This is a genomic window from Azospirillum sp. NS33, from assembly GCF_059703765.1.
Map to the genome: position 1 here is coordinate 109,957 of NZ_BAAKJB010000009.1, position 18,299 is coordinate 128,255.

Consider the following 18,299-nt stretch of genomic DNA (forward strand, 5'->3'; position numbering starts at 1 on the left):
GATGCGGCGCGCCCGCCCGGGGCGGCCGCGCCGCAGCGGGGCGCCGTCGCCGGGTCCGCCGTTCCAGGGGATGTTCCGCCCGTGTCCGCTTCCGCCCAGACCACGCCCCTTATCGTCGTCGGCGCCACCGGCCAGGTCGCTCGCGAGCTGGCGCGGGCGGCCCTGCCGCCCGGCGTCGTCCTGCAGACCGTCGGCCGGCCACAGCTCGACATCGCCGATCGCGGCGCGGTGCACGCGCTGGTGGCGCGGTCGGGGGCGGCCGCGGTGATCAACGCCGCCGCCTACACCGCGGTCGATCGCGCCGAATCGGAGCCGGATCAGGCCTTCGCGGTCAACGCCAAGGGCCCCGGCTTCCTCGCCGAGGCCACGGCGGCCGTCGGCCTGCCGCTGGTGCACATCTCCACCGACTACGTCTTCGACGGCACCAGGCGCGGTCCCTACCGCGAGGTCGATCCGGTGGCCCCGCTGGGGGTCTATGGCACCAGCAAGGAGGCCGGCGAGCGCGCGGTGCGCGACGCCAACCCGCGGCACGTCATCGTCCGCACCGCCTGGGTCCACAGCCCGTTCGGGGCCAATTTCGTGAAGACCATGCTGCGCCTCGGCGCCGACCGCGACGAGCTGAAGGTGGTCGCCGACCAGCATGGCTGCCCCACCGCCGCCGGCGACCTCGCCGCGGCCCTGGTCGCCATCGCCGCCGGGCTGGGCCGCGGCAGCCTCGACGCCTGGGGCACCTACCACCTCGCCGGCGAGGGTGAGACCACCTGGCACGGCTTGGCCGAGGCGGTGTTCGAGCGGGCGGCGCCACGGCTCGGCCGGCGCCCGAGGGTCGTGCCCATCACCACGGCGGAATACCCGACGCCGGCCCGCCGGCCCGCCAATTCGGTCCTCGACTGCACGCTGGCGGCGCAGCGCCTGGGCGTGCGTCTGCGCCCCTGGCGCGAGGCGGCCGACGCCGTGGTCGACGAACTCACCCTGGCCGGCCCGCCGTGATCACCGTCGCCCACCTCATCACCGGGTTGCAGACCGGCGGCGCCGAAACCATGCTGGCCAAGCTGGTCCGCTCGATGGACGACCGGCGTTTCCGCAACATCGTCATCTCCATGACCGGCGGCGGCAGCGTGGCGTCCGAGCTCGTGGACAGCGGCGTGCCGATCCTCTCCTTGCAGATGAAGCGGGGAGTCGCGGATCCCCGTGGCCTGGCGCGTCTGGTGCGCCTGCTCCGTGCCGAGCGTCCCCATCTGCTGCAGACCTGGCTCTACCACGCCGACCTGATGGGAACGGTTGCCGGGCGGCTGGCCGGGGTGCCGCGCGTCGTGTGGAATCTGCGCTGCTCCGACATGAACCGGCCCAACTACCGGTGGATGTCGCGCCATCTGCCGCTGCTGCTGGCCCGTCTGTCCGGCCTGCCCGACGCGGTGGTGGTCAACTCCACGGCGGGGCGGGCGGTCCACCAGTCCTACGGCTACCGCCCGCGCGCCTGGCAGCTGATCCCCAACGGCTTCGACACCGAGCGCTTCCGGCCGCAGCCGGAGGCCCGGCCGTGGCTGCGCCAGAGCCTGGGCCTGGATCCGGACACCGTCCTCATCGGGCTGCCGGCCCGCCTCGATCCGATGAAGGATCACGCCAGCTTCTTCGCCGCCGCCACCGCTCTGGCGGCCCATGAGCCGGCGGCGCGCTTCGTGCTGATCGGCGCCGGCCTGTCGGCGGCCAACGCCACGGTGTCGCGCATGGTGCGGGCGTGCGGCATCGGCGACCGCGTCCGGCTGTTGGGCGAGCGGCGCGACATGGACCGCGTGCTCGCCGGGCTCGACATCGCCACCCTGTCCTCGGCGTTCGGCGAGGGATTCCCCAACGTGCTCGGCGAGGCCATGGCGTGCGGCGTGCCGTGCGTCAGCACCGACGTCGGCGACGCCGCGGCGATCATCGCCGACACCGGCGTGGTGGTGGAACCGCGCGACCCCGTCGCCCTGGCCATGGCGTGGCGCCGCCTGGTGCGGCTCGGCACCGCGGAGCGCGCGGCCCTCGGCGCCTTGGCGCGGGCCCGCGTGCTGCGCCATTTCTCGTTGCCGATCGTCGCCGGCCACTACGAATCCTTCTACGCCGGCCTCGGCGGGCCGGAAAGCCCGGTGCCGCTGCCGGCGCTGCCGGGCTGCGCCTGAGCGCCCGGCCCGCGGCACCGGGAACCCGTCCGTAGCCCCCCTGTTGGCGCCTGTGCACGACACGGCGAAGGGGAGGCACCCATGCTCCGCGCTTGCGCGTTCACTCTGGCGATGCTGGCCGTCGCGGCCGGCCCCGCCGTCGCACAGACATACGGCGATCGTGGCGCCCCGGGGGCCACCCCCGGGTCCATACCCGGGGCGTCCCCCAGGGCGTCCCCCGGGGCGTCCCCCGGGGCGTCCGACGTCTATTCCCTGGCGGCCCTGCAACGCGCCCTGCAGCGCGCCGGCTACGACCCGGGGCCGGCCGACGGGGCCATGGGAGGCCGCACCCGCGCCGCCATCGTCGCCTATCAGCGCGACAACGGCTTGGCGGTGACGGGGCAGCCGAGTCCGCGTCTGCTGGCGCGCATCACCGGGGTCGGGCTGCCGTCGTCCGGCGTGCCGACGGCCCAGCCCGGCGCGGCGGACGGCGACCTGGTCGCCGACGTGCAGCTGGCGCTGCGCCAGCACGGCTACGGGGTGAGCGCGGTGACCGGTGCCCTCGACACGGAAACCCGGGCCGCGATCCGCGCCTCTCAGCGCGACGCCGGCCTGCCGGTCACCGGCGAACCCGACCGGCGCCTGCTGGCGGCCCTGGAAGGCGGGCGCGCCGGCGGGCCGTCCCAGCCGCGGGCCACCCCCGGCCGCGCCGGCGACCGCGCCGCCGTCGCGTTCGAGGTCGAACAGCGGCTGCAGGACAAGGGATTCGCCGTCGGGCCGGTGGACGGGGACATCGATTCCCGGACCGCGCTGGCGATCCGGCAGTACCAGGAGATGCGCGGCTTCCAGCCGACCGGCGAGGTCAGCGGCCAGCTGCTCGCCGATCTGCGTGCGTCCAACGTCACGGCCGGGCAGGGCGGCGCCCTCACCCCCGGGGGACTGGCGGAGGAGGTGCTGCGCGGCCTGGGCCGGTCGTTCCAGGGCACCGCCGAGTGACGCCGCCCTTGCCGCCGACGGTCGCCGGCGCGTAAACCGCGGGGGACCTGTCCGGCTGGCGAGGGGGTGCCGATGGCGCCGAAGATCGTCGTTCTCACGGAACCCCGCTACACCGTGGTGCTGCTCGCCCTGATCGAGCACATCGAGCCGCGCGCCGAGGTGCGCTTCCTGTCCAGCGCCGACGAGCTGCGCGCGTGGTTCGTGGCGGAGCCGCCGGCCGCGGTGGCGGCGGTGCGGTTCCTCGCCTTCTTCACCGACGTGGTGGTGCCGCCGGGCGTGCTCGCCGCGCTGGACGGTCCCGCCTACAACGTCCACCCGGGGCCGCCCGCCTATCCCGGGCGCTATCCCCTGGCCATGGCGCTGTACGACGGCGCCCGGCGCTTCGGCGCCACCCTCCACGTCATGACGGATCGGGTCGACGCCGGGCCGATCGCCGGCGTCGTCGCCTTCGACGTGCCGGACGACGCCGATCTGGACTGGCTCAACGCGCGGACCTACAAGGCGGCGCTGCGCCTGTTCCAGCATTTCGGCCCGGCGCTGGTGCGTTCGGCCGACCCGCTGCCCACCCTCGACCTCCGGTGGAGCGGCCGGCGCTCGACCGCCCGCACCCGCGAGCGCCTGTGCGAGATCGCGCCGGACATCCCGGCCGAGGAGCTGGAGCGCCGCTTGCGCGCCTTTTCCCTGATCGCGCCGGAGCCGTTCCGGATGACCCTGCACGGCCGGCGCTTCAAGCTGGTTCCCGAGCGCGGCGCGCCGTGACCCCCGAATTTGCACATTGGCCTCGTCGGATTGCTTCGCCATCCTGACAGGAGGTGCGGATCGCGGAGGCCGGGCGATGGGAAAAATCCACGAGCTGATCCGCGCCCACGGGGTCGAGGCCGCCCGTGCCCTGGTGGCGGAGTGCGACCGTCCCTTCGTCGATGTTGCCGCCGCGGCCCTCTCCTACGACAGCCGTGACGTGGCCCACCTCTATTCCGGCTTCGCCATGACGCCGCTGCCGCTGCGCCAGCCGGCCAGCAGCAAGGAGGTGTGGTGCCGCCGCAACGGCCCGTTCTCCCTGACGATCGAGCCCGGAACCCTCGCCGGCAGCGTCGGCCGCCCCCCCCGGTTCGGCGTGCCCTACGGCAGCCGCGGCCGGCTGATCCTCCTGTACCTGCAGTCGGAGGCGGTGCGTACGGGATCCGCCGAGGTGCGGCTCGGCCACACCTTGCGCGACTGGATGGTGCGCATGGGCGTGGCGCCGGGAGGCAGCGGCTACGCCGCCGTCCGCGACCAGGCGCAACGGCTGTCCGCGTGCCGGGTCGTCGTGACATGGACCGGCGACGGTCACCGGGAGGGTTGCGACGCCCCCATCGTCGACACCGCGCTGCTGTCGCCGCGCCTGCTGCGGCGCGGCACCTGGGACGAGCAGGCCACCCTGTCGCCGGCGTTCTTCGAGGCGCTGCGGCGCCACCCGTTGCCGGTGTCGGCCCCGGCGGTCCGGGCCATACAGAACTCCAGCTCCGTGTTCGACATCTATGTCTGGCTGTGCCACCGCCTGGCCGGCGTCACCAAGCCGGACCTTCGTCCCTGGCCCGACCTGCATCGCCAGTTCGGCGCGGACTACAAGGAGATCCGGCAGTTCCGGGCGAAGTTCGTGCCGGCCCTGCGCGAGGCGCTGGCCGTCTATCCCGGGGCCAACGTGGAGATCCGCGGCGACGGCATCCTGCTGCTGCCGTCGACCCCCGCGGTGGCGGCGCGCCGCCTGTTCATCTTCGGCCGCTCCGCCGCTCCGGCCCGCTGGGCCGGCCCCTGACGGTGGCGTCCGCCGGGGCGGGGCCGGGGGGCGGGGCCGGGGCCGCCGTCACCCCGGGTGGCGCACCAGCAGGCCCATCTTCAGCAGCCACGCGACGCTGCGCTGCACCTTGGCGGCGTCGCCGCCGGCCGCCGCCGCGGCGGCGGATTCGATCTGCGCCAGGGTCATCGTCCCGGCGGCGCCGACACCGTCCAGCAGGGCCCGCAGGGCCGCGTCCTCGAGGTGCCAGTAGCGGGCGAACGTGTTGATCTCCGCCGACCGCAGGCGGGCCAGGCGGGCCGGTGCCGCGGCGTCGGCGAGGGCCAGGACGCTGTCGGCCGACAGGCTGGCGCTGGCGAAGCCGGCGAACAGCGTGAACGGGTCCTGGTGCATGGGGTAGGACGGGTGCGCGACGCCGGCCCCCGGCTGGTGGCGCAGGGCGGCCAGCTCGCCCCACAAGGCACGGTACTGGGCGGCCACCACCGGCCAGTCGTAGACGGTGCGGGCCCGCTCGCGCCCCGCCGCGCCGAGGCGCCGGCGCAGCGCGGCGTCCTCGGCCAGCCGGGCGAACGCGTCGGCCGCGGCCGCCACGTCCACCGCGATGGCCTGGCTCACGGCACCGACATAGTTCTGATAGCTCATGAGGTGGGCGGCGTGGGGACGGACGATGTCCATGCCGGCCCCGGGCGGCGGCACGACGGTCGGCACGCGGTAGCCGACGGTCCCGTCGGGCACGGTGTCCTTGTAGCCGTCCCAGTCGCTGACCACCACCGGCAGGCCGGCGGCCATCGCCTCGATCGGGGCGAGGCCGAAGGTCTCCTGCACGTTGTCGACCAGCGAGGTGAAGATGTCGGCGGCGAACCAGATGTGGGCGCGCGCATCGGGGTCGTTGCCGTCGACGAAATGCACCGTGACCGACGGCGCCACCCCGGCGGCGAGGCGGGCGTACTGGCCGCGGTGGGACTCATGGGGGAACCAGCCGGCGAACACCAGGTGCAGGCGCCGCGCGCTGCGCCGGGCGGCCATCTCCGCGGCGGCCAGGGTGGCGAACGGGTGCATCTTTTCGAAGAACGACAGCCGCCCCATCCACAGCAGCGCCACCTCGTCGTCGGCGATGCCCAGCCGGCCCCGCCACGCCCGGCCTTGCTCCTGGCGCTCCGGCGTCGCCTCGAAGGCGGCGCAATCGACGCCCAGCGGGATCACCGGCAGCTGCGGCAGCGGCGTGCGCGTTCCCCCGAACCGGGCGCGGTGGTAGTCGCCCCAGCTCTCCAGCAGATCGGTGGTGGTGCGCAGCACCGCGCGCGAGGTGCAGACCAGCGCGTCCCACGGCTGCACCGGCGCCGTCAGCACCTTGGACAGAACCTCCTGGGTGGCCGGCGGGGCCAGGGTGTGGATCAGGCCGCACAGGCTGTAGGCGGCCGCCTGCTGGGGTCCGCGCTGCCAGGCGAAGTGATAGATGTTGGGCTGGCCGTGCAGCAGCACGCCGACCCCCGGCGTCTGGGGAATCTGCTCCGGGCGCACGGTGCGCAGGCGGGCGGTGGTGGCGGCGTCGAGGCCGAACTGCTCGGCGATGGCCGCCGGGGTGCGGCGGTCGAGCGCGCAGAAGTGCTGCGGCCGCGCCGGCGGGGATGCCATCTGGTCGGCCACCAGGGCACGGATCAGGCCGGCGTTGGCGACGTCCTTGCCGAACAGGCGCGGACCGGTTTTGCTGGTGCCCTCGCTCAGGAAGATCGCGGCGTCGTTCATGTCGGGTCCGGCGGCTTGGGGGCGGGCCGGCCGTTTTCACTTGGCCGGTGCGGCGGGAGCCGCTAAGCGTACGATTTGAATCGTCGAACTAGCAGGAAGGCGCCGTCTTGAGCAATCCCGTGCGTGTCGGCGTGCTCGGCTGCGGCCGGGTTTCGCAGCGCTACCTCGAAGTGTTCCGCGACGAGTTGGCGGGGGAGGCGCAGGTGGTCGCCTGCGCCGATCAGGTGGCCGGCAAGGCCGAGCGCTTCGCCGCCGCGCTGGGGGCGCGGGTGGTCGACGGCATCGACGGCCTCGCCGAGGAGCGGCCGGACCTGGTGTGCGTGCTGACCGAATCCGGCAACCACGCGCGCCACGCGCTGGCGCTGATCGAGCGTGGACTCCACGTCGTCGTCGAGAAGCCGGTGGCCCTGCGTCCCGATGACGCGCTCGCCATGCGCGACGCGGCCGCCGCGCGCGGCACCATCTGCGCGGTGGTGAAGCAGAACCGCTACAACCCGGCGATTCGGTTCCTGCGCGGTGCGGTGGACGACGGGCGGTTCGGCCGGATCGTTCTGGCCGGCGTGCGGGTGCACTGGTGCCGCACCCAGAGCTATTACGACGACCCGTGGCATGGCCGCTGGTCGATGGACGGCGGCGTTCTGGCCCAGCAGGCCATCCACCATCTGGACGCGCTGCAGTGGATCGCCGGGCCGGTCGAGTCCGTGTGCGCCCATGGCCAGGCCGTGCTCAACCGCCTGGAGGCGGAGGACACCGCGGTGGCGGCGGTGCGCTTCGCGTCGGGCGCCATGGGCACCATCGAGGCCACCACCTCGGCCCGGCCGCGCGACGTCGAGGCGTCGCTGCACCTGGTCGGCGAGGGGGCGCTGGCCAAGATCGGCGGCATCGCGCTCAACCGCATCGAGACCTGGGAGCCGGTGACGCCGCAGGCCGACGACGCGACGGTGCCGGCCCGCCTGTCCCAGGACGTCCCGAACGGCTACGGGCTCGGCCACGGCCCCTACCTGCGCGGGGTGATCGAGACGCTGCGCGCCGGGCGCACCGACGTGCCCGTGGGCGTCGACGAGGGCATGGGATCGCTGCGCCTGCTGCACGCCCTCTACGCCAGCATGGAGCGGGGCGGCTGGGTGTCGCTGGCGGACGCCCCGGTGTCGCGACGCCTTGGCCTCTGACCCCCGGCTGAGCGGCGCCGAAGCGGCGCTCGCGGTGGGGCGCTTGAGCGAGGCGGCCGCCGTCGCGGACGCGGTGCTGCGCGGCGACCCGGCGTGCGGGCCGGCGGCCATGCTGCTCGGCCGCACGTTGATGCGGATGGACCGGGCCGCCGTGGCGGCGCGCCTGTTCCGCCGCACGCTGGTGGTCGAGCCGGGCGGCATGGCCGGCTGGGCCAACCTGTCGGGCGCGCTGCGACGGGCCGGGGCCGGAGCGGCCGCGGAGGCGGCGCTGGGCCGGGCGCTGGCGGTGGACCCGCAGCGCCCCGAGTTGCATTTCAACGCGGGCAACCTAATGCGCGCCGCGGCCCGCAGCGACGACGCGGCGCGGGCGTTCCGCCGCGCCCTGGCGCTCCGACCGGACCTGGCGGAGGGGCTGGTCAACGTCGCCTTGTGCCGGCACGAGGCGGGGGCCACGCCATCGGCCATCGTCGCGGTGCGGCGGGCTCTGGTGCTGCGGCCCGACCACGTCGAGGCGCGGGTCAATCTGGCGGCCATGCTGACCGCATCGGGGGCCGGCGCCGAGGCGGTGGAGGCGTCGACCGCCGCCCTGCGGCTGCGCCCCGCCGACGCCGCGCTGTGGCGTGATCGGGCGACCGCGCTGTCGGTGACGGGCCGCCGCGCGGCGGCGCGGGAGGCGCTGCACCGCAGCGCCGCGCTCGCCCCGGACGCCGCGGCGACGTGGCGGCGCCTCGACCGGGTTGACGGCGCAAGCGCCCCGGACGACGGGCCGGACGGGAGCGGCGACCGGCTGTTGCGGCGCGCCGTGGTCGTTGACCCTGCCGACCGCGAGGCGGCCTGCGAGTGGGTGGCGCGCCTGGTCCACCACCACCGGTGGGCGCGCGCCCTGGCGGTTGCCCGCACCCTGGCGGCGCGCCATCCCGACGACCTGCAGGCCCTGGTGCGGCTGTCGGAATGCACCGGCCGCCTGGGCCGGCATGACGAGGCGCTGCGCTGGGGCCGGCGCGCCCTGCGGCGCGCGCCGGCGGATCGGACCGCCGCGGCCTTGCTGATCCTGGCCATGCGCGACGGCGGGTTGGCGGACCGGGCGACCGAGCTGGCGCGCCGGGCGTGCGCCGTGTGGCCCGACGACCCGGCGACGCTCAGCAACGCCGCCGTGGCGCTCGTCGAGTCCCGCGACTGGGCCTTGGTGGAGGGGCTGGCGCGCCGATCGATGCGCCTGGCCGACGGGTTCGAGCCGGCCCACCACGCGCTGGGCATCGCGCTGAAGGGGCAGGGCCGTGTCGACGACGCCCTGGTCAGCTACGGGCACGCGGTGGCGATCGTGCCCGACGCGCCGCGCACCCGCTACAACCGCGCCTACGCGCTGCTGGCGGCCGGCGAGACGGCGCTCGGCCTGGAAGAGTATGAGTGGCGCTGGCGTCTGCCGGCGTTCTCCTCGGCCCGGCACCTCGGCCCGGAGCCGAGTTTCGCCATGCCTGTCTGGTCGGGCGAGCCGCTGGCCGGGCGAACGCTGCTGGTGTGGGGGGAGCAGGGCGTCGGCGACGAGATCTGGGACGCCGGGACGCTGCCGGTCGTCTTCGGTCGAGCCGGTCGGTGCGTGGTCGAATGCATCGGCCGGCTGATCCCGCTGTTCCAGCGGTCGTTCCCGGGCACGACCTTCGTCGATCACACCGATCCCCCGGATCCCCGTGCCGTGGCCGCCGACCTCCAGATCCCGTTGGGAAGTGTGCTGCGCCACACCTGGCCCCATGCCGGGCCGCCAAAGCCCGGATACCTCACACCGGACCCCACCCAGGTCGCGCGGCTGCGGCAACGCTATCGGCGCCGCGGCGCGCCGGTCATCGGCGTCGCCTGGCGCAGCCGCAAGCCGATCGTGCACCGGTCGTTCGCGGCGCCGCTGGAGGACTGGCATGCGCTGGCCGCCGCGGTGCCCGGGGCGGCGCTGGTCAGCCTCCAGTACGGCGACGTGACGGAGGACGTCCGGGCGCTGCGCCGGCGCGCCGGAGTCGACGTGATCGTCGACCCGGAGATCGACGCGTTGAAGGACCTCGACGGATTTGCCGCACAGGTGGCGGCGTGCGACGTCGTGGTGTCGATCGCCAACGCCACCGTGGCGATGGCCCACGCCGTCGACCGCCCGGCGATCGCGGTGCTGCGCAAGGACCAGGACGACTGGCGCTACGGCCGAAAGGGGTCCCGGCCGGTGTGGCTGCCCAGGGTCCAGACGGTGTGGCAGGACCAGGCGGGTGGCTGGGAGTCGGCGCTGGCCGAGGCCGCGGCCCTCCTGGCGCGGCGCGCGGGGGCGTTTCCCGGCGGGTCCGCACCCTGATGGCACCGGCGCATCCGAAGGTCGCATCGCGCGGCACGGCGCAACCGGTGGCCGCGGACCTGCGGAATCGCCCGCGGCGGCCGGCGCGCCGTCCTGCGGGGGCGCGCCTGGATGGCCGTGCGTCGGCCGCCCATCGGTCGTGCGGGAGGGCTGTGTGTCTCTGTCGCAACACTGTAGCCCAACCATCAAAGAGCTGGCGAATTTGGTTATTCTGGATCGCGCGGCGTGCTTGCGTGCGGGTGTGGGTCCCTGTACAAGGAATGCGCCTTGTGCTCCTTGGCCGGCAAGGACATGGGCTCGTGAATTGATGGGGGCGACATGGAAAGTGGATCACCGAGTTCCCGTTGGAGCTGATCAGTGGTTCAGCCCCCCAACAATGCTCGCACTAGCTTCGAAGCTTACGGGAGTTGAAAGAAATGGCAAATACAACGGGTACCACGTCGAGCGACAACCTTACCGGTACGTCGGGCGCTGATACCATCACGGGCCTGACCGGCTCCGACACCATCAGCGCCGTCGACGGCGCCGACCTGCTGTACGGCAACCAGGGCAGTGATCTTCTGGACGGTGGCGCGGGCGCCGACACCATCTTCGGTGGCCAGGATGGCGACACCATCATCGGCGACAGCGCCAACGACCTCCTGTACGGCCAGCTCGGCGCCGACAGCATCCGTGGCGGCACGGATGCCGACACCATCTTCGGCGGCCAGTCCAACGACACGCTGTACGGCGACGATGCCGGCGACGTGATCTATGGCAACCTCGGCAGCGACGTCATGGACGGCGGCGCCGGCAATGACACGCTGTTCGGTGGCCAGGGCGCGGACATCCTGCTCGGCACGGCCGGCGACGACCTGCTGTACGGCCAGCTCGACGCGGACTCGGTGATCGGTGGCGCTGGCGCTGACACGCTGTTCGGCGGTCAGGGCAACGACACCATGGACGGTGGTGACGGCAACGACGTGATCTACGGCAACCTCGGTGCCGACTCCGTCGCGGGCACCGCGGGCAACGACAGCATCTACGGCGGTGACGGCAACGACACCATCGACGGCGGCGCCGGCAACGACCTGGTCTACGGCAACGAAGGCGCCGACTCGCTGGTCGGTGGTGACGGCAACGACACCATGTTCGGCGGCGCCGGCAACGACTTCGTCGGCGGCGGTTCGGCCAACGACCTGCTGTACGGCAACGACGGCAACGACACCCTCGATGGCGGTGGCAACACCGACACGCTGTTCGGCGGCCTGGGCAACGACCGTCTGCTCTCCTCGAGCGGCGTCGTGACCATGTACGGCGAGGAAGGCGACGACGCGGTCTTCTTCACCCTCGGTGGCGGCGGCGTGGCCTACGGCCAGGACGGCAACGACACCCTCGACGGCACGGGCGCGGCGACCTCGGTCACCCTGTTCGGCGGTACGGGCAACGACTCCATCCTCGGCGGTGCGACCGCTGCGGAGGCCCTGTACGGCGACGACGGCGACGACACCATCTACGGCGGCGGCATGGCCAACGCTGTGGCGGCGACGGGCGACACCCTGTTCGGCGGTGCGGGCAACGACGTGCTGTACGCCAACGCCTCGGGCACGGACCTGCTCTCCGGTGGTGACGGCAACGACACCCTGTGGGTGACCGGTGCCGCTTCGGCCGGCAGCGACACCCTGTTCGGTGGCGACGGCGCCGACGTCTTCGCCTTCAGCACCGACGCGGGTGCGGCCTCGCAGGTCGCCGGTGAGTTCCACCTCATCGCCGACTTCAAGACCGACGACGTGATCCGTCTGGCCGGCTTCGGCACGGGCTCGCTGATCCAGCCGACCATCGCCCTGGGCTCCAGCTACGGTGCGCTCGGCTCGGTGACCTACTCGGTCAACGGCAGCACCCTCGACGTCTACATCACGGGTGGCAGCGCGGGTGAGTACCTGCACCTGCAGATCACGGGTGTCAGCACGCTCGAGGCGAACGACTTCTCGTTCACCGGCTGATCCTTCGGGCCTTGCCTGGCATTGCGGGGGCGTCCTTCGGGACGCCCCCGTTTTGTTTTTGGGACAGCGCGCGGGTGGACGGCCGCGGCTGCCGCCGGCCGTGCCGCTGTGCTATGGTGCGGCCGTTCGCCGGCCGAACGGGGTCCGGCGACCGACACCATCCGACGGTTTTCCACGAGCGACAGCAGAATGACCTTTGTCGACGAACGCACTTCGCCCGACGCGGCGCTGATCGCCGACGCGCGCACCGCGCTGCGCGTCGGCAACCTGGACGAGGCGGAACGCCTGGCCCGCGCGGCCATGGACCGCAACCCAGCCTCGGTGGACGCCCTGAACATCCTGGGCAACGTGGAAGTCCGCCGCAGCCGTCCGCAGGACGCGCTTCGCCTGTTCACCCTGGCCGCAGGGCGCGACGACGGCCCGGTGTCGGCGTACAATCAGGCGCTCGCTCTGGACCTGGTCGGACGGCGCTCGGATGCCGCCGCCGTCTACCAGGCGCTGTTGCGGCGCTTTCCCGATCACGCCACGGCGCCGCAACGGCTGGTGAAGGCTCTGTTCTCCATCGGGGACTCGGACGCGGTCGTGGCGTTCGCGCGTACGGTGACGGCGTCGACGCCCCTGGACGTCGACGCCTGCTATCTGGTGGCGGTGTGCTGCCTCAAGCACGGCGCCGCCGCTCTCGGCGACGGCTTCGTCGACCGTGCGCTGGAGTCGGATGCCACCTACCGGCCCGCCGCGCTGCTGAAGGCCGGCCGCCTGCTGGTCGATGGCGACCACGCCGCCGCGCTTGCGGTGCTGAAGGGCGTACGGGCCGACGACGCCGCGGTGCGGACCTTGCTGGGCAGGGCGTGCCAGGGACTCGGGCGTACGGACGAGGCGCTCGGCCACTTCCTCCAGGCCTGCGCCCATCCCGACGCCCGGTCGGACGCGCACGCGGGCGCCGGACGCCTGCTCCACGCCGCCGGACGGCACGCCGAGGCGGCCGAGCATCTGCTGCCGCTGCACCGCGCCGACCCGGCCGACACCGATCTGGCGCAGCGCCTGGTCGAAAGCCTGCTGGCCACCGAGCGCAAGGCGGAGGCCATCGCCGTCATCCGTGCCACGCTGAACACCGGGCCGGAGAACCTGGGGGCCTGGAACACCCTCTCCATCCACCTGAAAACGGCCGGTGACAAGGCGTTGGCGGTGACCTGTCTGCGCGCCGCCATCCTGAGGGACCCATCGGCCGCGGGTCTGTACTACAACGCCGGGTTCACCTGCAACGAACTGACCCGCGCGGAGGAGGGGGAGACCCTGCTGCGCCGGGCCGTGAGCATCCAGCCCAACTACGCCAAAGCCTGGAACGCGCTCAGCGTGTCCCTGGCGATCCAGTACCGGGCCACGGAGTCCGAAGCCGCGGCGCACAACGCCGTCCGCTGCAACGACGCCGCGGCGTCGGCCTGGCTCAACCTCGGCATCACGCGGCGCGCGCTCGGCCGCCTGGACGCCGCAGTGGACAATTTCCGCACGGCCCTCTCGCTCAAGGCCGAGTACGCCGAAGCCCACCACAACCTGGCCATCACCCTGTTGATGATGGGTGAGATCCGTGAGGGGTTCCAGCACTACGACTGGCGGTTCGCCCTGCCCGATTTCCCGTCGCCCAAGCGGGCGTTTCCCCAGCCCGAATGGACCGGCCAGGACCTCAGTGACTGCGGCGTCCTGGTCTACATGGAGCAGGGGATGGGCGACGAGGTCATGTTCTCCTGGTACATCCACCATCTCCGGCGGATCGCCAAACGGGTGGTGCTGGATTGCGACAAGCGGCTGGTGCCGCTGTTCGCCCGCAGCTTCCCAGGGGTCGAGGTGATCGCCCGTTCGGACGAGAAGCACCCGTCCAAGGCCGCCGGGTACGTCCGCTACAAGGTTCCCGCGGGTCACTTGCCCAAGCTGTTCTGGGCCGAGACCCGGGAGCAGATCTACCGCACCTGCCATCATGCCGGCCGCCGCGTCGTCCGCACGGACGGCCATCTCACGGTCGATCCCGACCGCCTGGCGCATTGGCGCGGCTATCTTGCCGAGCGCGCCGGAGAGGGAAGCCCGTTGATCGGCCTGTCCTGGCGCAGCGCCCTGCACAACCGGACGCGCGACATACAGTACCTCGCGCCGGAGGACATCGCCCGGGCCCTGCCCGAGGGCGCCTGTGTCGTCAACCTCCAGTATTCCACGGCGCCGGAGGAGGTGGAGGCGTTCGAGGCGCTCGGCCGGCAGCACGGCTTCCGCTTCGTTCATCCCGAGGGCATCGACCTCAAGGACGACCTCGACGACGTGATGGCGTTGATCGCGGCCCTGGATCTGGTCGTCACACCCTTGATCTCGGTGGCGTGGATGGCCGGCGCGCTCGGCGTCCCCACCTGGGTGTTCCGCACCTCCGAGATCAACCGCGTGTGGCAGCAGCTCGGCATGCCCTACGTGCCGTGGTACCCCAGCATGCGGCTGTTCTTCCGCAAGGCGCTGGAGCGCTGGGACGGGCCACTCGCCACCGTCCGGGGCGAAATCGAGGCGTGGCGCGCCGGGCGCTGACCCGGGTCAGCCGCGCCAGGCGGCCAGCGCCGTGGCGACCGTGTCCAGGACCGGTGTCCAGTCGCCCAGGCGGCGCTGCCGGAACAGGCGGGCGGTCGGATACCATGGGGTGTCCGACCGGTCCCGCAGCCAGCGCCAGTCGGCCTGGGCCCCCAGCAGGATCCACACGGGCTTGCCCAGCGCGCCGGCGAGGTGGGCCACCGAGGTGTCGACGGTGACGACGAGGTCGAGGCGGGCGATCACCGACGCGGTGTCGGCGAAGTCCGCCAGCGCCGGGCCGAGGTCCGCCATGCGCGGATCGGCGCCGTGCGCGCCCTTCTGGAGAGCGTAGAAATCGATCGCCTCGACGTCGAGGAGACGTCGGAACGCGTCGAACGGGATCGTCCGCCAGCCGTCGTGGGCATGGCGGGGATTGCCCGCCCACACCAGCCCGACCCGCGGCCGGCCTTGATCCGGCAGATCGACGGCCGGGGTGGCCGGGGCCGTCAGATAGGGGATGGGCGCCGGGACGCTGTCCGGCGTCGAGGCGAATCGCGCCGGAAGGCTCAGCACGAGCTCGGCCATGTCACAGCCGTCCAAGGGGCCGTCGAGAACCTCGCCGACCCCCAGGGCACCGTCCAGGAGCCGGCGCAGCGGAGGGTGGGCGTTGAGGACGACGGTGGCCCCCTGCATGGCCAGCAGATGGGCGTAGCGGACGAAGTGGATGACGTCGCCGGCGCCCTGTTCGGCCACCAGCAGGATGCGCCGCCCGGCCACCGGTCCGCCGTCCCAGACCGCGAGGCCGGCCTGAGCGGCCCATGCGAGGAACGCGCGGCGCGTGTTCCGCCGCTCGTAGTACGCCATCCCCTCGGGCCAGGAGCCCGCCTGCATCAGGGCCAGGCCGAGGCCGACGTTCATCTCCTCGCGGTCCGGCTCCAGCGCGTGGGCGCGCCGGTAGAGGGCGATCGCCGCGTCCTGCCGCCCGTCGGCACGCAGCGCGTTGGCCTGGTTGAAGAGCAGCCGGCCATCGTCCGGCGTCTGCACGACCGCCGCGCGCAGCAGGCGGGCCGCCTCCTCGAACCGGCACAAGCGGTGCAGCGACCGGGCTCCCTGGGCGAGGGCCGGAACGTAGTCGGGCCGCGCCGCAACGAGCTGGCCGTAGAGATCGGCGGCGCGTTCGTAGCGCCCCTTCTTCATCTCCAGCTCGCCGCGCGCCATGGCCTCCTGAAGCGTGTACGCTCGCTTGCGCGGGTGGGTCACAGCGCCACCTCGGCGCTCCAGAACGCCAGCAGTTCGCGTTCCATGCGGTCGAAGCCGTGCTGGTGTGCCGTCTCCATTCCGGCGCGCCGGCGCCGCCGCGTCTCGTCGGTGGGGGCAAGACAGAGGTCCATGGCGCGGGCCAGCGCGTCGGTGCAGCCGAGCCAGTCGTCGGCGGCGCACCACAGGCCGTTGTCCTCGGTGGCGTACTCGTTGCCACCCCCGCCGGTGAAGCCGGCGACGAGGCATCCCGCGGCCATCGCCTCCAGCGGCGGAAGCCCGAAGCCCTCAAGCCGGCCGAGGGCGAGGAACACCGCCGAGTCCCCGAGGACGCGGGCGACCTCCTGGCGCGGCACGTCGTTGATGACGATCCATGGCACGCGGTCGTGGCGCGGGTGGCGGCGGCGGAAGGTCTCGCGCAGGAACACGCTCTCGACCTGCATCTTCCGCGGCATCAGGGCGATCTGCCGCCGTTTGGCGGCGGCGGGGCGGAACAGGCTGGTGTCGATGCCGTTGTGGACCACCGGGACCTGGGCGTAGCCCAGCACGGTCCGCAGGTAATCCGCGATGACTTCGCCACAGCAGAACACCGTGGACACGCCATAGTGTTCGTAGCTTCCCCCCAAGCCCATCCCGTAGAAGACGTAGTGGTGGTTCTGGCAGAACACCACCCGGCGCCCCGGCCGGCCGGCCATGGCCGAGAGGACGTCGTTCCACGGTTCCGGCACGACGACGATGTCGTCCGGCGCCGGCACGAAGTCCGGCGTCATCGCGATCATCGGCACGCCGGCGTCGTAGAAGTCCGAGGCCACGTTGCGCCGGACCAGGAGCGCGGCGTCGAAGCCGTGGCGGACCAGGATGCGGACGTGGTCGCGCGCGATGATGGTGCCGCCGGTCGGCCGCTCCGGGTTGTCGGTCACGTAGAGGATGCGCTTGGCCGCCATGGGGGCTCCGGGTCGCGTCGGGTGGTGGCGGAAACGTGCCTCAGGGTTCCCGCAGGGCCAACTCGAAGCTGCGCAGCAGCGGGCTCAGCCAATAGGTCAGCAGGGTCCGCTCGCCGACCGAGATGATCGCCATCGCCGGCATGCCCGAGGTCAGCTCGACGCCCGGCAGCATGTGCTCGCGCGACTCCGGGTCGAGCTTGATGAGCACGCGGTAGTAGGGCTGGCCGGTCGCCTGGTCGGTCACGGCGTCGGCCGACACGCTGTCCAGGGTGCCCGCGATGGGGTGGGTGTAGCGCTGGCTGAAGGCGGTCAGGCGCACCTGCACCGGGGCCCCGGCGGTGACGTTGTCGATGTCGGCGGTCTTGACGCGGGCCTCGACGATCATGTCCTCGTCGTCGGGCACGATGTCCATCAGCGCCTGGCCGCTGCCGACCACGCCGCCCACGGTGTGCAGCTTGAGGTCCACCACCCGGCCCGAACGCGGCGCGACGATGTCGAGGCGCATCAGCGTGTCGCCGGCGATGATCATCCGCTCGCGCAGGTCGTTCGCGTTGATCGACGTGGCGCGCAGCTCGTTGGCCACGTCCCGGTCGAACTGCTGCTGCAGGTCGATGACCTGCAGCTCCATCTCGCCGATGCGCTGCTGGGCGCGGGCGATGGTGGCGTCGGTGTTGCTGATCTGGCCCTCGAGGCTGACGAGGTTGCGCTCGAGCGACAACAGGCGCGGCAGACGCTCCAGCCCCTTCTCGTGCAGTTCGCGCACGCCGTCGGCCTCGCGCTGGATCAGCGCGAGCTGCTTCTCCAGCGACGCCCGCTGGCCATGGAACGCCTCGATCTCGGTCCGGGTCTGGGCGATGCGCTCCTGGAGGATGCGCATCTGCCCTTCGAGGGTCGCCCGGCGGCTGGTGAAGACGTTGGTCTGCGCCTTGATCATGGATTCGATGAGGGGGTCGCCACGCTCCGCCTCCACCTCCTCCGGCACGGTGATCGCCGGCAGGTCGTCGCGCTCGGCGATCAGGCGCGCCTCCTGCATCAAGGTGGCGAAGTACTGGTTGCGCACCATCTCGGATTCGGCTTCGGCCCGCACCCGGTCGAGCCGCACCAGCACCTGGCCGGCGTCGACGCGCTGGCCCTCGCGCACCAGCAGGTCGGCGACCACGCCGCCCGCCGCGGGCTGGACGGTCTTGCGCGCGGAATCGACGCGCAGGCTTCCGGGGGCGATCACCGCGCTGCCCAGCGGGGCGATGGCGGCCCAGCCGCCGAAGCCGCCGAAGAACAGCACGATGATCAGGTAACCGACATGGGTGGCCCGGCGCCATGGCTTCGGTGCGTTCTGGTCGACGCCCGAGAAGGCGGGAAGGCGCTTGGGAAGGGGGGCCGCCGGCGGCGCGCCGGCGGTGCCCACGGTCAGGCTTCCGTTCATGGC

Annotated in this window: 13 protein-coding genes; 9 read left to right on the forward strand and 4 right to left on the reverse strand. The window is 73.0% G+C overall.

Features of this window, described 5'->3' with window-relative positions; translation table 11 throughout:
* Positions 1-81 precede the first annotated feature (81 nt).
* The 5 genes from rfbD to AC6H2I_RS10530 all read left to right on the forward strand — a co-directional run bounded on the left by rfbD (position 82) and on the right by AC6H2I_RS10530 (position 4,929).
* Positions 82-990, forward strand: coding sequence for a dTDP-4-dehydrorhamnose reductase (rfbD, locus tag AC6H2I_RS10510; RefSeq protein WP_497500577.1), 909 nt, complete (start codon positions 82-84; stop codon positions 988-990).
* Entirely contained in the window at positions 987-2,159 is a 1,173-nt protein-coding gene (locus AC6H2I_RS10515; RefSeq protein ID WP_497500578.1) for a glycosyltransferase, read from the forward strand. The genes rfbD and AC6H2I_RS10515 overlap by 4 nt, the downstream gene beginning before the upstream one ends.
* A gap of 81 nt (positions 2,160-2,240) precedes the next feature.
* Positions 2,241-3,134 (forward strand): peptidoglycan-binding domain-containing protein, encoded by an 894-nt coding sequence (locus AC6H2I_RS10520; RefSeq protein ID WP_497500579.1) that lies wholly within the window; start codon positions 2,241-2,243, stop codon positions 3,132-3,134.
* Between the two features lie 72 nt (positions 3,135-3,206).
* Complete coding sequence (locus AC6H2I_RS10525; protein ID WP_497500580.1) at positions 3,207-3,893, forward strand: formyltransferase family protein; 687 nt, start codon at positions 3,207-3,209, stop codon at positions 3,891-3,893.
* A 76-nt stretch (positions 3,894-3,969) separates the two neighbouring features.
* A complete protein-coding gene (locus AC6H2I_RS10530) occupies positions 3,970-4,929 on the forward strand; it encodes a replication protein RepA (protein ID WP_497500581.1) in 960 nt (319 codons plus the stop codon).
* 48 nt (positions 4,930-4,977) lie between these two features.
* Here AC6H2I_RS10530 and AC6H2I_RS10535 read toward each other — a convergent pair whose 3' ends face one another.
* The gene (locus AC6H2I_RS10535) at positions 4,978-6,654 is read right to left on the reverse strand and encodes a glycosyltransferase family 4 protein (RefSeq protein WP_497500582.1); all 1,677 of its coding nucleotides are present in this window, start codon (positions 6,652-6,654) and stop codon (positions 4,978-4,980) included.
* 107 nt (positions 6,655-6,761) lie between these two features.
* On the opposite strand from AC6H2I_RS10535, the gene AC6H2I_RS10540 reads away from it, so the two are divergent.
* The 4 genes from AC6H2I_RS10540 (at position 6,762) to AC6H2I_RS10555 (ending at position 14,693) form a co-directional block, all read left to right on the forward strand.
* Complete coding sequence (locus AC6H2I_RS10540) at positions 6,762-7,823, forward strand: Gfo/Idh/MocA family protein (RefSeq protein WP_497500583.1); 1,062 nt, start codon at positions 6,762-6,764, stop codon at positions 7,821-7,823.
* Positions 7,813-10,152, forward strand: a complete 2,340-nt coding sequence (locus tag AC6H2I_RS10545) for a tetratricopeptide repeat protein (protein WP_497500584.1) — start codon at positions 7,813-7,815, stop codon at positions 10,150-10,152. The genes AC6H2I_RS10540 and AC6H2I_RS10545 overlap by 11 nt, the downstream gene beginning before the upstream one ends.
* Before the next feature lie 416 nt (positions 10,153-10,568).
* Positions 10,569-12,134 carry a hypothetical protein gene (locus AC6H2I_RS10550; protein WP_497500585.1) on the forward strand — a complete coding sequence of 522 codons (1,566 nt, stop codon included), beginning with the start codon at positions 10,569-10,571 and terminating at the stop codon, positions 12,132-12,134.
* A 189-nt stretch (positions 12,135-12,323) separates the two neighbouring features.
* Positions 12,324-14,693 (forward strand): tetratricopeptide repeat protein, encoded by a 2,370-nt coding sequence (locus tag AC6H2I_RS10555; RefSeq protein ID WP_497500586.1) that lies wholly within the window; start codon positions 12,324-12,326, stop codon positions 14,691-14,693.
* Between the two features lie 6 nt (positions 14,694-14,699).
* On the opposite strand, the gene AC6H2I_RS10560 is transcribed toward AC6H2I_RS10555, so the two are convergent.
* From AC6H2I_RS10560 to AC6H2I_RS10570, 3 genes are read right to left on the reverse strand one after another with little or no spacing between them, the layout of a single operon-like run.
* Positions 14,700-15,932, reverse strand: coding sequence for a tetratricopeptide repeat protein (locus AC6H2I_RS10560; RefSeq protein WP_497500587.1), 1,233 nt, complete (start codon positions 15,930-15,932; stop codon positions 14,700-14,702).
* A complete protein-coding gene (locus AC6H2I_RS10565) occupies positions 15,929-16,873 on the reverse strand; it encodes a glycosyltransferase family 4 protein (RefSeq protein WP_497500588.1) in 945 nt (314 codons plus the stop codon). The genes AC6H2I_RS10560 and AC6H2I_RS10565 overlap by 4 nt, the downstream gene beginning before the upstream one ends.
* A 40-nt stretch (positions 16,874-16,913) precedes the next feature.
* A complete protein-coding gene (locus AC6H2I_RS10570; protein ID WP_497500589.1) occupies positions 16,914-18,296 on the reverse strand; it encodes an HlyD family type I secretion periplasmic adaptor subunit in 1,383 nt (460 codons plus the stop codon).
* Positions 18,297-18,299 lie beyond the last annotated feature (3 nt).

Excerpts from the sequence above, each read along its gene's own strand:
- AC6H2I_RS10555 (WP_497500586.1), top strand. The coding sequence starts at position 12,324 with ATGACCTTTGTCGACGAACGCACTTCGCCCGACGCGGCGCTGATCGCC.
- AC6H2I_RS10520 (WP_497500579.1), top strand. The coding sequence starts at position 2,241 with ATGCTCCGCGCTTGCGCGTTCACTCTGGCGATGCTGGCCGTCGCGGCC.
- AC6H2I_RS10525 (WP_497500580.1), top strand. The coding sequence starts at position 3,207 with ATGGCGCCGAAGATCGTCGTTCTCACGGAACCCCGCTACACCGTGGTG.
- AC6H2I_RS10530 (WP_497500581.1), top strand. The coding sequence starts at position 3,970 with ATGGGAAAAATCCACGAGCTGATCCGCGCCCACGGGGTCGAGGCCGCC.
- AC6H2I_RS10550 (WP_497500585.1), top strand. The coding sequence starts at position 10,569 with ATGGCAAATACAACGGGTACCACGTCGAGCGACAACCTTACCGGTACG.
- AC6H2I_RS10535 (WP_497500582.1), bottom strand. The coding sequence starts at position 6,654 with ATGAACGACGCCGCGATCTTCCTGAGCGAGGGCACCAGCAAAACCGGT.
- AC6H2I_RS10565 (WP_497500588.1), bottom strand. The coding sequence starts at position 16,873 with ATGGCGGCCAAGCGCATCCTCTACGTGACCGACAACCCGGAGCGGCCG.
- AC6H2I_RS10570 (WP_497500589.1), bottom strand. The coding sequence starts at position 18,296 with ATGAACGGAAGCCTGACCGTGGGCACCGCCGGCGCGCCGCCGGCGGCC.